Annotated in this window: 12 protein-coding genes; 5 read left to right on the top strand and 7 right to left on the bottom strand. The window is 68.7% G+C overall.

Translation table 11 applies throughout. The features are described 5' to 3' along the window. The first annotated feature begins 96 nt into the window (after positions 1-96). Both ACQ859_RS28220 and ACQ859_RS28215 read left to right on the top strand, forming a co-directional pair. A complete protein-coding gene (locus ACQ859_RS28220) occupies positions 97-738 on the top strand; it encodes a hypothetical protein (protein WP_431263761.1) in 642 nt (213 codons plus the stop codon). Positions 739-829: 91 nt separating this feature from the next. Then, entirely contained in the window at positions 830-1,729 is a 900-nt protein-coding gene (locus tag ACQ859_RS28215; protein ID WP_431263760.1) for an alpha/beta fold hydrolase, read from the top strand. On the opposite strand, the gene ACQ859_RS28210 is transcribed toward ACQ859_RS28215, so the two are convergent. The 3 genes from ACQ859_RS28210 to ACQ859_RS28200 all read right to left on the bottom strand — a co-directional run bounded on the left by ACQ859_RS28210 (position 1,650) and on the right by ACQ859_RS28200 (position 4,320). Then, positions 1,650-1,994, bottom strand: coding sequence for a hypothetical protein (locus ACQ859_RS28210; RefSeq protein ID WP_431263759.1), 345 nt, complete (start codon positions 1,992-1,994; stop codon positions 1,650-1,652). The two genes, ACQ859_RS28215 and ACQ859_RS28210, sit on opposite strands and share 80 nt — an antisense overlap. A gap of 46 nt (positions 1,995-2,040) precedes the next feature. Beyond that, a complete protein-coding gene (locus ACQ859_RS28205) occupies positions 2,041-2,475 on the bottom strand; it encodes a Panacea domain-containing protein (RefSeq protein WP_431263758.1) in 435 nt (144 codons plus the stop codon). A 174-nt stretch (positions 2,476-2,649) separates the two neighbouring features. Continuing rightward, complete coding sequence (locus ACQ859_RS28200) at positions 2,650-4,320, bottom strand: aminotransferase class III-fold pyridoxal phosphate-dependent enzyme (protein WP_431263757.1); 1,671 nt, start codon at positions 4,318-4,320, stop codon at positions 2,650-2,652. Positions 4,321-4,397: 77 nt separating this feature from the next. Between ACQ859_RS28200 and asd the strand changes: the two genes are divergently transcribed. Together asd and ACQ859_RS28190 are read left to right on the top strand one after the other, a co-directional pair. Beyond that, positions 4,398-5,291 carry an archaetidylserine decarboxylase gene (asd, locus tag ACQ859_RS28195; RefSeq protein WP_431263756.1) on the top strand — a complete coding sequence of 298 codons (894 nt, stop codon included), beginning with the start codon at positions 4,398-4,400 and terminating at the stop codon, positions 5,289-5,291. Then, positions 5,278-6,342, top strand: a complete 1,065-nt coding sequence (locus tag ACQ859_RS28190; RefSeq protein ID WP_431263755.1) for a transporter — start codon at positions 5,278-5,280, stop codon at positions 6,340-6,342. The genes asd and ACQ859_RS28190 overlap by 14 nt, the downstream gene beginning before the upstream one ends. 143 nt (positions 6,343-6,485) lie before the next feature. Here the strand turns inward: ACQ859_RS28190 and ACQ859_RS28185 are convergent, their stop codons facing one another. Beyond that, positions 6,486-7,124 (bottom strand): YqiA/YcfP family alpha/beta fold hydrolase, encoded by a 639-nt coding sequence (locus ACQ859_RS28185; protein WP_431263754.1) that lies wholly within the window; start codon positions 7,122-7,124, stop codon positions 6,486-6,488. A 273-nt stretch (positions 7,125-7,397) separates the two neighbouring features. On the opposite strand from ACQ859_RS28185, the gene ACQ859_RS28180 reads away from it, so the two are divergent. After that, positions 7,398-10,148 carry a zinc-dependent metalloprotease gene (locus ACQ859_RS28180; RefSeq protein WP_431263753.1) on the top strand — a complete coding sequence of 917 codons (2,751 nt, stop codon included), beginning with the start codon at positions 7,398-7,400 and terminating at the stop codon, positions 10,146-10,148. A gap of 63 nt (positions 10,149-10,211) precedes the next feature. Here ACQ859_RS28180 and ACQ859_RS28175 read toward each other — a convergent pair whose 3' ends face one another. The 3 genes from ACQ859_RS28175 to mpl all read right to left on the bottom strand — a co-directional run bounded on the left by ACQ859_RS28175 (position 10,212) and on the right by mpl (position 14,241). Further along, on the bottom strand, positions 10,212-11,480 hold the full coding sequence (locus ACQ859_RS28175) for a hypothetical protein (RefSeq protein ID WP_431263752.1): 1,269 nt from the start codon (positions 11,478-11,480) through the stop codon (positions 10,212-10,214). A 161-nt stretch (positions 11,481-11,641) separates the two neighbouring features. Beyond that, positions 11,642-12,721, bottom strand: coding sequence for an AI-2E family transporter (locus tag ACQ859_RS28170; protein WP_431263751.1), 1,080 nt, complete (start codon positions 12,719-12,721; stop codon positions 11,642-11,644). A 155-nt stretch (positions 12,722-12,876) separates the two neighbouring features. Further along, the gene (gene mpl / locus ACQ859_RS28165) at positions 12,877-14,241 is read right to left on the bottom strand and encodes a UDP-N-acetylmuramate:L-alanyl-gamma-D-glutamyl-meso-diaminopimelate ligase (RefSeq protein ID WP_431263750.1); all 1,365 of its coding nucleotides are present in this window, start codon (positions 14,239-14,241) and stop codon (positions 12,877-12,879) included. Positions 14,242-14,256 lie beyond the last annotated feature (15 nt).

Here is a 14,256-nt window from a genome sequence, read left to right as displayed (position 1 = left end):
AGTCGCCACGTGTCCGTCATCGATCCATCACCGTGCCATCACGGCAGTGCCATCGAACGGCGTCACGCTCACCGCTCATTTCAAGGACGAGGCCCCATGAAGGACTTTCTGGCACTTCTGAATGAACAGCGTTGGGACGACCACCGCTACTACCACCATTGCCGCATCAACCAGTCGCTGCATCTGCTGAGCGCCTGCTGCTTCGTGGTCGCCTACGGGCTGCTGCTCGTGGATCCCGCGTGGTCGGCGCTGCTGGCGTGGGGCGTGTCGATGACCAGCCGCCAGGCCGGACACTTCTTCTTCGAGCCCAAGGGCTACGACCATGTCAACCAGGCGACCCACGAGCACAAGGAAGAGATCAAGATCGGCTACAACCTGCGCCGCAAGGTCGTGCTGATGGCGCTGTGGGCGGCCTCGCCGGTCGCGCTGTGGCTGAAGCCGGGCTTGTTCGGCGTGTTCGCGCCGGCCGCCAGCTTCACCGAGTACCTGCATCAGCTCGGCCTGGTGTGGTTCTGGCTCGGCGTCGGCGGTCTGGTGTTCCGCGTGCTGCAGCTGGCGGTGATCCGCGACTTGCGCACCGGTCTCGCCTGGGCGACGAAGATCATCACGGACCCGTTCCACGACATCCAGCTCTACCACCGGGCCCCGTTGCAACTGTTGCGCGGAGAGCGGCTGGATCCGGCGCTGTGGCCGCGCGACGATGGGCACAATGCCGGCAACGGCGAGCAGGCGGCCTGATCCACCAGGGATGACGCGCCGCGCGGCCCCTCCCTGAGGGACACGCGCGGACGCGGGAACAGGCCGGTTCGCCGGAAGAAGGAGTTCCCGCATGTCTGGAGTTGTACGGCGCCTTCTGGCGCCGATGTCGTTGGCGCTCGCCCTTGTGACCACGGCCGCCATGCTGGCCGGCTGCGCCAGTCCGATGCCGAACACCGGCAATCAGCGGGTCACGGGCGGTCCGATCGTCTTCACGAAGGTGGGGCACGGCGAGCCGACGATCGTCCTGCAATCGGGGCTCGGTGATGGCCGGGATCCGTGGGCGAAGGTCCTGAACGAGCTGCGCACCGACTACAGCGTCTTCGCCTACGACCGTCCCGGCTATGGCGACAGCACCGCCACGCCGCCGGTGCCGCGCAATCCCTGCGGCATCGCGACCGAGCTGCACGGGCTGCTGCAGAGCGCCGGCATCAAGCCGCCGTACGTGCTGGTCGGACACTCGATCGGCGGGCTGTACCAGTACGCGTTCTCGCGGCTGTATCCGGACGAGGTGGCGGGCATCGTGCTCGTGGACGCGACGCATCCGCTGCACCTGCGGCGCATGCAGGTCGAGGTGCCGGTGATGGCCAACATGCTGGACAACATGAGCCGCCGGGTGTTCCGGGGCATGATGCAGGCGGAGTTCCTGCAACAGCAGGACTGCATCGACACGCTGTGGCAGAAGCCGCGTCCGAGCGTGCCGGTGCGGGTGCTGACGCGCACGGTCTATTCGCCGACGGAGATGGCGAGCGGTTTCGAGACCATGGTGCACAACCTGGAACCGAACTGGCTGCCGCTGGTCGGCGGCAAGGCGCTTCAGCCGGTCGAGGGGGCCGGGCACTACATCCAGCGGGACAAGCCGGAGGTCGTGGTGAAGGCGATCGAGGAGGTCGTCAGGGAGGCGCGGGAGCGCGCTCGTCCTTCCCCGGAAACAGCCCCCGGATCACCCCCAGGAACGCCGCCAGCACGCTGACGGTGACGCCGGTGGTGACGGCGATGAGGACCTGGTCGGACCACATCTCGATGCCGATGGTGGCTTTGATGCCCCCTTGAATCGCCAGCAGGGCCGCCCAGAGGACGATGCAACCCGCGGCCAAGCCGTACGCCCTCGCAGCGTAGATCTGCCGAAGATGCCGATTGGCCCGACTATTGGCGATCTGCTCTGCATCCCCCTCGACTTCAAGCCCTGAAATGCTGGTGCGCGTCTCGCGGCCAATGTGCTGGTCGAATCCGCTCATTCGAACTCCCCGACCTGGATCGTTGGGTCGTCTTGAATCGTGCTGTTCAGGATCGGGCTGTTGTCCCCCAGGGTTTGCGACCAGGCCGAGTCGGGTAGATGCGTGAGATCCGACAGAGCGACGGCAGACTTCTTCCGTGGGCATAGATGATCGCGTCCACAAGATCCCACGATGATCGGTCTTCCGGTGGCAGGAAGGGTTCGTTCCAGCGCTCCGGATCATCGTGGGCAGTCAGCGTCGTCACGAGTTGACCGACGCGGCGCGAGCCATACAGCTTCAGTTGAAAGTCGATGGAGGGCAGCACGGGACCATTCGCGCCGCGGAGAAAGGTGTCCTGGAAGAGCGGGATGCCCTTCTTCTTGAGACGCCAAGCCTGTGCGAAGAACATGAGCTTCTGAAGCTTCATCGAGTTCAGATCGCGCAAGCGACCGTCGAGCGCACGCCGGATGAAGGCGTTGGCGATGCAAAAGGCGGAATACATGTGACAACTCCTCGTGGCACACGCAAATGCGTATGCAAGGCGAAGCAGTCTAGGAATCACACATCGCCAATGACAACGGGGCGCTCTGACATTCGTCAATGAATGTCGAGGCGCCCCGCTTTGTGGGGAGGTGTTGGGGGAGATATGGGGAAGTGGCGGGGGATGTCCGCGCGCTCAGTTGCGCAGTCCCAGCGTCTCCATCAGCAACCGGCGCTTGATCGCCTTGTTCGTCGGCAGCGCCGGGTTGCTCCACCAGCCGCCGTCGCGCATCGCGCGGGCTGCGGCGACGATGCGGCGTTGGACGTCATCGAAGTCCGCGTCGCTGAAGTCCAGGCTGAAGATCAGCCGGCCCGTGCCCACCCAGCTCAGCGCCAGGCCCTGCTCGCGCAGGAAGTACTGCAGCATCCAGTTGTAGCGCGACGGCTCCGTGTAATAGAGCGTCCAGATCGACGACATGTTGGCCGCGCGCAGCGGCAGCTGTTCCGCCTCGAGCGCCGCATTCAACCGCGCGCGCCGACCGTCCTGCTGCTCGTCCTGCTCGTCGAGCTGGCGCAGGCGCTCCGGATCCTCCAGTGCGTCGAGGAACACCGACATCGCGCCCATCACGTACGGATGCGTGTTGAAAGTGCCGCGCGCGAAGCAGACATCGGCGGGGCGCTCGTCGCGGAAGCGCTTCATCCACGCCGCGCGGCCGCAGACCACGCCGACCGGCAGGCCGCCGCCCAGTGTCTTGCCGTAGGTCACCAGGTCCGCCTGCACGCCGAAGTACGCCTGCGCGCCTCCGGCGCCGAGGCGGAAGCCCATGAACACCTCGTCGAAGATCAGCGCGATGCCGCGCTCGGTGCAGACCTGACGCAACTCGCGCAGCCAGGCGGCGTAGGCGGCCTTGTCGTAGGACGCGCGCCGGGAGCTGTCGACCAGCGAGCCGTCGCCTGGCGCCGGCTTGTTCGGGTGCAGCGCCTGCAGCGGATTCACCAGCACGCAGGCGATGTCGCGCCGCGTGCGCAGCACCTGCAGGCTGCGTTCATGCATGTCGCGCAGCGTGTAGGTGCGCTCGGCGGGCAAGGGGTTGCCGGGACCCGGCTGCGCTTCGTCCCACCAGCCGTGGTACGCGCCGCAGAAGCGCACCAGGTGCGTCTTGCCCGTGTGGTACCGCGCCAGCCGCACCGCCTGCATCACCGCTTCGGTCCCCGACATGTGGAAGGACAGCTGATCCATGCGCGCATGCGACAGTATGCGGCGCACGTTGTCCTCGACCAGCGGGTGGTAGACGCCGAGCACCGGTCCGAGCGCGTCCACACGGGCCGCGCCCTCGGCGATGCAGCGTTGATAGAAGGCGTAGCCGAACAGGTTCACGCCGTAGCTGCCGGCCAGGTCGATGAAGCGTTCGCCGTCGAAGTCGGTCAGCCAGTGGCCGTCGCTGGCGACCATCACCGGCCCCAGCGGCAATTCGCGCTGCACCAGCGGGCTGAACGACGGCGGCACCCGGTAGCTGCTGGTGAACTGCAGGTCGGGCAGCGACGGCTTCATGGCCTGTGTCGCGTCGATGCTGCGCGCGTGGCGCGTCTTCAGGATGTGCGACAGCGCGGCGAAGCTGGAACGCCGCGCCGCGACGATGTCGGCCGGCGCGTCGTCGGCGTTGAAGAAGTGCGCGTCGTCGAAACGCTGCGTCGGCATCAGCCGTGCCAGCCGCACCGCCATCCGGGAGTGCCCCGCCAGCGACGGGTGCTTGGCGCGGGAGAGCTGCAGACGGCGCCAGCCGGTCGGTGCGTAGTAGAGCGCCAACAGTCCCGCCGCCGCCGCGGCGACGGGCAACAGGTCAAAGGTGAAGAGCGTCGTCGACATGGGCATGGGCCTCCGGAGCCTCGTTCAGCTGTCACACAGCGTTGGCAAATTACCGGGGTGTATCCGACGGAATTGACATGTCTATGAAACTGGCCCGCTGGCGCGACCGTCTGACCCAGCAAGAGTCCCTCAACTTCCTGCTCACCAACCGGGTTCCCCGCCTGGCGCTGACCCGCTTCATGGGCTGGTACGCCCGGATCGACAGCCCGGCGCTCACGCGATTCAGCGTCGCGGTCTGGCGGATGTTCACCGACCTCGACCTGAGCGAGGCCGAACCGCCCGCCCACGGCTACCGCTCGCTGCGGGACGTGTTCACCCGCCGGCTGAAGCCGGGCCGGCGACCGGTCGATCCGGCGCCGGCGACGATCGTCAGCCCCTGCGACGCGATCGTCGGGGCGCACGGCCCGGTCTCGCGCGGCATGGCGCTCCAGGCCAAGGGCATGGACTACCGCATCGCCGACCTGTTCGGCGACGCCACGCGTGCCGCGCCGTATCTCAACGGCACCTATGTGACCTTGCGGCTGACTTCGGCGATGTACCACCGCTTCCACGCACCGGCCGACCTGCGCATCCAGCGCGTCACCCACATCGCCGGCGATACGTGGAACGTCAATCCGATCGCGCTCAAGCGCGTCGAGCGCCTGTTCTGCCGCAACGTCCGCGCGGCCGTCGAGTGCACGCTGCCCGACGGCACCCCCATCGCCCTGGTGCCCGTGGCGGCCATCCTGGTCGCCAGCCTGCGGCTGCATGCGCTGGACCTGACGCTGCGTCCGGACCATCCCGGGCCGCATCGCTTCGACGTCGGCCACGATCACGCACGAGGCGAGGAGATGGGCTGGTTCGAGCAGGGCTCGACGATCATCGTGTTCCTGCCGCCGGGCATGAACCTGTCGGCGGGCTTGCAGATCGGACAACGGGTCCGCATGGGCGAGGCGATCGCGCATCTACCATCCGCGGATGGCGATGAATGACACGACGCAGCTCCCAGGCGGATCAGGCGGCCCCTTGGCCGGCTCGTTGGCGGGCCCTTACGGCGGAGACGAACACGGCCTGATCTGCGGCTTCTGGATCCACCCGGACCGTCCGACCGAGACGCTGCCGACGCTCGCGCAGGCGCAGGCCCGGCTCTCGCAGCCGGACGGCGGCTACCTGTGGCTGCACCTGAACCTGGCGCATGCCGGCGCGCTGCCCTGGCTCCGCCGCAACGCCGCGCTGGCCGAGAGCTTCGACGAGGCGCAGCAGCAGGGCTCGCGCTCGTCGCGCATCGAGCGCGTCGGCGAGCACCTGTTCGCCGTGCTCAACGACGTGACCTTCGATTTCGCCTTCGACGTGGGCGATGTCTCCACGCTGTGGATGCAGGTCAGCGAGCATCTGGTGCTGAGCGTGCGCCGCGCGCCGTTGCGCTCGGTCGACCGCCTGCGGATGGCGATCAAGCGCGGCGACCGGCCGCGGTCCAGCGTCGCGCTGCTCGACCACCTGCTGCGCGACCAGGCCGACGAGCTGCAGCGCATCGTCCGTCAGGCCACCGAGCGGGTCGACGACATCGAGGATGCGCTGCTCGCCGGGCGCCATTCGGGACACGGGTCCGAGGTCGCCGCGCTGCGGCGGCTGATGGTGCGGCTGCAACGGCTGCTCGCGCCGGAGCCCAGCGCGCTGCTGCGCATGCTGTCCAACCCGCCGGAGTGGGTCGTGGAGCGGGACAAGCAGCAGCTGCAGCAGGCGAGCGAGGAATTCGCGCTGGTGCTGCGCGACATCCAGGCGCTGCAGGAACGCATCCGGGCGGTGCAGGACGAGACCTCGGCGCGCGTCGCGCAGGAGAACAACCAGACGCTGTATGTGCTGACGATGGTCACCGTGCTGGCGCTGCCGATCAACCTGATCAGCGGCCTGTTCGGCATGAACGTCGGCGGGCTGCCGCTGCTCGAGCACAAGCACGGCTTCTGGGTCGTCGTCGGCCTCATCGTCGTGCTGACCGGGCTCGTGACCGTGCTGCTCTTGAAGGCCACCGGCCGACGGAAGTAGCCGCCCGATGTCGCCGAGTGCCGAGCCCCTGGGCCCGCGAACAGCGGGTGCCACTGGGGCCGGAATGATTCGGGAGGTTCCCGGAGGGACGCCTCCCGAGTCGTGGAGTGCCCGCGCCTGGCGTCGGCAGTCGCCGCCGGGACTCAGAGCCCGAGGAACGAGGTCAGTTCGTCCAGGTAGTCGTCGAAGTCGACCAGGCCGTGGTCGCTGCCTTCGAGCAGCTTGATCCTGCAGGGCGCGTAACGCGCGTGCATCTCTCGCCAGTCCAGTACTTCGTCGCCCTTGGCGATCACCGCCAACATCCGGTCCGGGTGCGCCAACGTGCCGACGTTCAGCGCGACGAGTTCGTCGACGAACTCGGGCCGGAAGAAGAAGCGCTCCTCGGGGTTCTGCCAGCAGGTCTGCTCGCCGATGTAGTTCGCGAGGTCGCGGGCCGGATCCACGGCCGGATTCAGCAGCACGGTCCGCGCGCCGGTGCGTTGGGCCACCGAGGTTGCGTAGAAGCCGCCGAGCGAGCTGCCCATCACGGCCATCGTGTCGCGCGGCCAGTCGCGGATCAGCGTGTCGACGAGCGTCATCGCCTCACGCGGCGACGGCGGCAGTTGCGGGCAGGCGAACACCAGGTCCGGGCGGTGTTCGGCCGTCCAGCGCGCCATCCGCAAGGCCTTGGCCGAGCGCGGCGACGACCGGAAGCCGTGCAGGTAGAGGAAGTGCGTGCGACGGCTTGCCGCGGGGGCGGTCGGCGTGGCCGCGGCGAGCGGGGAGGGCGACGGAGAGCTCATGGCGGGGCAGTGTAGGCGGCCCCCTTCCGCCCTCGGCCACCCCTCTCCCCGGGTGGCGGGTCACTTCCGGCACGGGTGGGGCCGTCCGGCGTGGGCGATCATCGCCACGCGCGCGCTTCGCAAGGCTTGCGCGCTCGTTAGTGCGCATTGACGCGCGGGCCCCGGCCCCGCACATTGCCCGCTTCACCGGGGTCATGCGGCGCCACGACCGCAACGCCCGCTTTCTCAACACGATCCGACCGGTTCCGGACGGACTCACGACCACTTCGATCCATGATCCACAGGGACACGATCCAGCTGACGGCCATCGCCGCCGCGGCGCTGCTGCTCACCGCCTGCGCCACGACGGGCCCGACCGGCGCTTCCTCCACCGCGCCGACCGCGCAGGCGGCCCAGCCGCCGGCCAGCGCCGCCTCCGGCGCTCCTGGCGCTCCGGGCGCCTCCTCGCCGATGACCGCCGCGCGCCCCGCCGTCGATCCGGCCGCGCCCAAGCCGTTCGCCGAGGTCAGCCGCGACGCCAAGCGCGACGACGGCCTCTTCCCCATCCTGCGCAAGGACGAGAAGGTCTGGCTCGAGATCCCGCGCGCGATGCTGAACAAGCCCTTCCTGTTCACCATCAACATCACCAGCTCCATCGGCGAGCGCGGCTTCTACGCCAGCCAGATGGGTCCGGAGATCCTGGCCGAGTGGCGCCGCATCGGCAACTCGATCCAGCTGGTTGCGCTGAACACGGCGTTCCGCGCCGAGGGCGGCGGCAAGCGTGCCGGCGAAGAGGCGTTCTCGCCCAGCCTGCTGGCCGCCGGCCCGGTCGCCAGCGCCGACCACCCCGAGCGCAAGGCCTTCCTGATCGATGCCGGCATGCTGCTGAGCGACATCCCCGGCATGTCCACGCGCCTGGAGATGGCCTACCGGCTGCCCTACAACGTCGACCGCGGCAACTCGTTCTTCGAGCTGACCCGCGCCGACGCGCAGCTCACGACGCTGAACGCCAAGGTCCACTACTTCACGCCGCGCATCCCGGCGCCGCCGCTGGTGGCCCCGCCCGTGGCGGTGCCGACGCCGCCGCAGGCGCTGCCGGATCCGCGCTCGATGTTCATGGGCTTCGTCTACAACTTCCGCGCGCTGCCGGAAGAGAAGATGGCCACGCGCCGCGCCGATGGCCGCCTGGGCCACTTCACCGAGTCCTTCACCGACCTGAGCGACGACGCCAAGCCGAACCCGCGCGTCCACTACATCGCGCGCTGGCGCCTGGAGAAGAAGGACCCCGCCGCGGCGCTGTCCGAGCCGGTGCAGCCGATCACCTACTGGATGGACAAGAACATCCCGCCGAAGTACCGCCCCGCGGTCGAGGCCGGCATCCTGGAATGGAACAAGGCCTTCGAGAAGATCGGATTCAAGAACGCGGTCGTTGCCAAGCAGCAGCCCGACGACGCGGACTGGGACAACATGGACGCGTCGCACGCGTCGATCCGCTGGTTCGTCGGTTCGGACGTGGGCTTCGCCATCGGCCCGAGCCACCTGGACCCGCGCACCGGTGAGATCCTGGACGCCGACATCGGCATGAGCGACGTGTTCGCCCGCGGCGGCCGCGCCTTCATCGCCGAAGACGCGCCGCGCGGCATGGCCGGCGGTCAGGTGTCCACGCTGGCGGAAGAGGCGCAGGCGCTGGCCGCGCTGAACCAGGGCTGGCGCGAAGGTCGCAACGCGACCTACTGCACCTACGCGCATGACGCGGCCGCCGAGATGGACTTCGCGCTCGACGTGCTGGAAGCGCGCGGCGACATCGCGCCGGACAGCCCCGAAGCCGACGCCTTCATCCAGGCGCGGATCAAGGACGTGATCATGCACGAGGTGGGTCACACGCTCGGCCTGAAGCACAACTTCAAGGCCTCGACGCAGGTGACGCAGGCGCAGTTGAAGGACAAGGCCTGGACCGACGCCAACGGCCTGTCGGCCTCGGTGATGGACTACAACGCCTACAACATCCCGCTGGAGGGCGAGGCGCCGACCACGTACAACAACACCACGCTGGGCGCCTACGACTACTGGGCGATCGAGTACGCCTACAAGCAGGTGCCCAAGGAGCAGGAAGAGGCCGAGCTCAAGCGCGTCGCCGCGCAGAACACGCTGCCCGGCCACGCCTACGCGGACGACACCGACGCCGGCGGCTTCGGCCCATTCGACGGCATGGATCCGACGATCAACCGCTTCGACCTCGGCGACGACCCGATGGCCTACTTCCGCAAGCGGCTGAAGCTGACGCAGGAGCTGTGGACCCGCGTGCAGAACCGGACGCCGGAATCCGGCGACGATCCGCTGCGCCAGCGCCGTCAACTGGCCAGCGGCTTCAACCAGCTGGCGCGTGCCTCCGACCTGGTGGGCAAGTACGTCGGCGGCATGTACACGCACCGCGACGTGCCGGGCGCGTCGGTGGCCGCGATGCGGCCGGTCGATCCCGCCAAGCAGCGCGAGGCGCTGCGCTTCCTGGCGCAGGGCATCTTCAGCGCGGACAGCTTCCGCTTCAAGCCGGAGTTCCTGACCTCGATCACGACCGACTATGTCGAGTTCAATCGCGCGGGCTTCGTGAACATCCCGGCGGCGGTGGCGCGGGTGCAGCTGGGCTCGCTGGACCGCCTGCTGCAGGCGCAGACGGCGATCCGCCTGATGGAGCTGCCGGCCTACGTGCCGGTGTCGCAGCGCAAGGGCCTGATCACGATCGGCGAGGTCTACGGCACGCTGCAGTCCTCGATCTGGAGCGAGCTCAAGACCGGCGCGGACATCGATCCGCTGCGCCGCAACCTGCAGCGCGAGTACCTGCGCCGCATCCAGGCCAACCTGACCAAGAGCGGCGCGGCCTCGGGCCAGTTCGCCGATGCCTACGCGGTGCTGCGCCTGCACGCCGTGCAGCTGCAGAGCGACCTGCGCGCCGCGCAGGGCAAGGGCTCGATCGAGACCCGCGCCCATCTGGCGGAAAGCCTGGACTTCCTCAGCAGCGTGCTGAAGGCGACGATGACGCGGACCTGATCGCCCCGCGTTCACCATGCAAAGGGCCGGCTCTCGCCGGCCCTTTGTCGTCGCGGGTCTGGATCAACCCTTCTTCGGGCAGTTGGCCGCGGCCGGGGTCAGGGGTTCGGGCAGCAGCTGGCCGCCTTGAAGGATGCGGCTGACCCTCAGCCTGCAATAGAGCCCGCCGACGTCCATGCGGGCTTCGTAATCGGCACCGGCTTCCGGCACGAAGCTCATCGTCAAGGTGTTGCAGCTCTTGCCTTGTCCCTGGCTGTCGAACGAGAAGTCCAGCGTGACCGGCGCTTCGGCCGTCACTTCACGTTCCACGAAATAGGCCTTGGAGCCGAGCTGGCTGCGTTCACCCACGGTGCGCGAGGCCTCCGTCTCCGGCATCCCGATGGAGGTATTGCCGGCGACGCCGGCCAGCGAACCGAAGGCCTTCCAGAACCCGGAGCCGGCACTCGACGCGCTGTCGGACGAGGCGCAGGCTGCTTCGTTGGTGAGCCCGCCGCCGAGGCCGTTCTGCTGGAACAACCGGATGCGGGCCTTGGCGCTGCCGATCGGTCCGCCGCCGGCGGCTGCCGCCGTCGACGCGGAGGACGATGCCGGAGCGGGCGCGCGCGCCGCCGCCAGCAACTCCTGGCGCATGGTGTCGAACCGACGTTGTTCCTCGGACTTCTCAGGCGTCGCCATCAGCGTGTCGAGGCGCTGGCGCGACTCCTCCTCGCCATAGGCCGCGGCGAGGATGGGGCCGCAGACCGCGCGGACCTCGGCGGCGAGGTTGGCATCGGCGGCGACCTGCCGGGCCGGCGTCGGTTCCAGGCGCAGGTAGTCCATCCACGGCTGCTGAGGCGCTCCCGTCAGATCGAGGGAGGCGAACACGACCTTGCCCGCCTCGAGGATCCGTCCGGTCTCGCAGTGCACGGCCCGGCGCTCGGCGCTCGAGAACATGCGCGCCGTCGACGCGCCGTTGATGGGCTGCACGGTGATGCGCGACCAGTACAGGTACCAGGCGCCGGGACCGCTGGGCGTCGCCTTCTCGGCGTTGCGCTTGAGTTCCTTGTAGGCTTTCTCGGGCATCGGCACGCCCGCCGAGACGACGCGCCGCAGCACCCGGCTGCGGTCTGCCGTCTCCACGAGGGGAACTTCGAGGCTCTCGAGCTTCCCGGCCATGGTCCAGGCCTTGAGGATGTTGTGGTACTTGAGGAAAGTCCCGCTGTAGGGCGCGTCGGCCTCAAGCAGGAAGTCACCGTACTCGGTCGCCGCCGCATGGGCTGTTCCCGCCGCGACGGTCAGGGCCAGGGCGACCCAGGCCCGGCCAGATCGCCGGCCATTCACTTGCTGCTTCATGTTCTCGCGGGCCTCCCTGCCCATTCGTCGCAAAGCCGCGCACCTTATCGGTTCGCGGCCGGTGGCAACACCGTCTCAAGGGGAGGGAGCGAGCGTCACGCGGGATGCGTGACGGATTGCAGGGCGGGGCCGCCGTCGCTGACGCGGCGAGGCGACAGGCGTCAGTGCTGGTCGCCGACCGGATAGCGCCGCTCCGCCGCGACGATGTCCCAGACCGCGATGAACATCGCCGCGATCAGCGGGCCGATGACGAAGCCGTTGATGCCGAAGACCGCCATCCCGCCCAGCGTGGACAGCAGCACGACGTAGTCCGGCATCTTGGTGTCCTTGCCGACCAGCAGCGGGCGCAGCAGGTTGTCCACCAGGCCGATGACCACGGTGCCGAAGACGATCAGGCCGATGCCGGAGCCGACATGCCCGGTCGACAGCAGGTAGATCGCCACCGGCGCCCACACCAGCGCCGCGCCGACCGCGGGCAGCAGCGACAGGAAGGCCATCAGCACCGCCCACAGCACCGGCGCGTGGATGCCCAGCACCCAGAACGCCATGCCGCCGAGCGCGCCCTGGATGGCCGCCACGGCGATGTTGCCCTTGACCGTCGCGCGGATCACCGTCCGGAACTTCTCGCCCAGCTGGCGCTTGTAGGAGTCCTGCAGCGGCAGCGCGTCGCGGATGCGCGCCGAGAGCTGCTCGCCGTCACGCAGCAGGAAGTACAGCAGGTAGAGCATCACGAAGAAGCTCACCAGGAAATCGAAGGTGTCCTGCCCGAAGCCCAGCGCCTTGGTCGCCATGAACTGGCTGCCCTGGTTCAGTGCGCTGCCCAGCTTCTCCTGCAGGTTCGACAGGTCATGCAGGCCCAGCCGCTCCAGCACGTCGATCAGCCACGACGGCAGCGCCGCGTAGATCTGCGCCACGTAGGTGTTGAAGTTGAACTGGCCGGACTTGACCATCTCGAAGACGACCGCGGCTTCGCGCACCAGCGCGCCCATCACGTAGGTCAGCGGCAGCACCACCAGCAGCAGGATCACCAGGATCGTCGCCCCCGCCGACAGCCCGGGCCGCTTCGTCTTGCGCAGCAGCTTGCGATACAGCGGCTGGAACACGATGGCCAGGGCCACGCCCCAGAGGATCGCGCTCATCATCGGCCACACGATCCAGAAGAACGCCACCGTCACCAGCGCCAGCAGGCACAGGAAGGACCGGTTCTGCAGCGCGGGGACCAGCTTGCCAGGACCACTCATCGTGAAGTCGCTCCTCGGGAGTCGTGCAGGATCCCCTCGGGATCTTGCGAGATGGGACAGGGAACCGCCGGACGGCGGGGATCGCGGGAAGGGCACGCGAGGTGCCAACCCGCCGTCACATCGCAATCCAGGCGCGGCGGCGCAGGATCGCCGGTTTACTTCAGCGCGTCCAGCAGCTTTTCGTGGATGCCGCCGAAGCCGCCGTTGCTCATGCACAGCACATGGTCGCCGGGCTTGGCCGCGCGCTTGACCATCTGCACCAGCTCGTCGACGTCCGCGCCGACCAGGCCCTGCTCGCCGAGCGGCGCCAGCGCCTCGCGCGCGTCCCAGGTCAGGCCGTCCTGGTTGCAGAAGCTCAGGTCGGCCTCCTCCAGCGCCCAGGGCAGTTGCGCCTTCATGGTGCCCAGCTTCATCGTGTTGGAGCGCGGTTCGAAGACGGCCAGGATGCGTTCCTGCGGAGGAATCCGGCGGCGCAGGCCGGCGATCGTCGTGTGGATCGCCGTCGGGTGGTGCGCGAAGTCGTCGTAGACCTTGATGCCGCGCGACTCGCCGCGCAGCTCCAGCCGCCGCCGCACGTTCTTGAAGGTGCCCAGCGCCTCGGCCGCCTGCTCCGGATCGACCCCCACGTGTTCGGCCGCCGATATCGCCGCCAGCGCGTTGAGCTGGTTGTGCTCGCCGAGCAGCTCCCAGTTGACGTGGCCGACCTTCAGGCTGCCGCGCAGTACGTCGAAGGACTGCGGCTCGCCACGCGCGCGCAGCGCGCCGGGTTCTTCCTTGCGGGCGCCGAAGCGCTGCACGTCGCTCCAGCAGCCGCGCGACAGCACGCGCTGCAACGCTTCCTCACGCGCGTTGACCACCAGCCGCCCCGATGCCGGCACCGTCCGCACCAGATGGTGGAACTGGGTCTCGATCGCGGCCAGGTCCGGGAAGATGTCCGCGTGGTCGTGCTCGAGGTTGTTCAGGATCGCCGTGCGCGGCCGGTAGTGGACGAACTTGCTGCGCTTGTCGAAGAAGGCGGTGTCGTACTCGTCGGCCTCGATGACGAAGAACCGGCCGTCGCCCAGCCGGGCCGACACGCCGAAGTTCTGGGGCACGCCGCCGATCAGGAAGCCGGGCGCCAGGCCGGCCGACTCGAGGATCCAGGTCAGCATCGAGGTCGTCGAGGTCTTGCCGTGCGTGCCGGCGACCGCCAGCACGTGCTTGCCCTGGAGCACGTGTTCCGCCAGCCATTGCGGCCCGCTGGTGTACGGCAGTCCGGCGTCGAGGATCGCCTCCATCAGCGGGAAGCGGCCTTCGGACGAACGCGTCACCACGTTGCCGATGACGAACAGGTCGGGCTTGAGCGACAGCTGCTCCGCACCGAAGCCCTGGATCAGCTCGATGCCCAGGGCCGCCAGCTGCGTCGACATCGGCGGGTAGACGTTGGCATCGCAACCGGTGACCGTGTGGCCGGCTTCCCGGGCGAGCGCCGCGAGGCCGCCCATGAAGGTGCCGCAGATGCCAAGGATGTGGATATGCATGTCTGTCTCTCAGCT

This window comes from Roseateles chitinivorans (assembly GCF_050632235.1).
In the GTDB taxonomy this organism is placed as follows: Bacteria; Pseudomonadota; Gammaproteobacteria; order Burkholderiales; family Burkholderiaceae_C; genus Roseateles; species Roseateles chitinivorans_A.
Note: the sequence above shows the minus strand (reverse complement) of the source record. Positions and strands in the feature narration are given on the sequence as shown.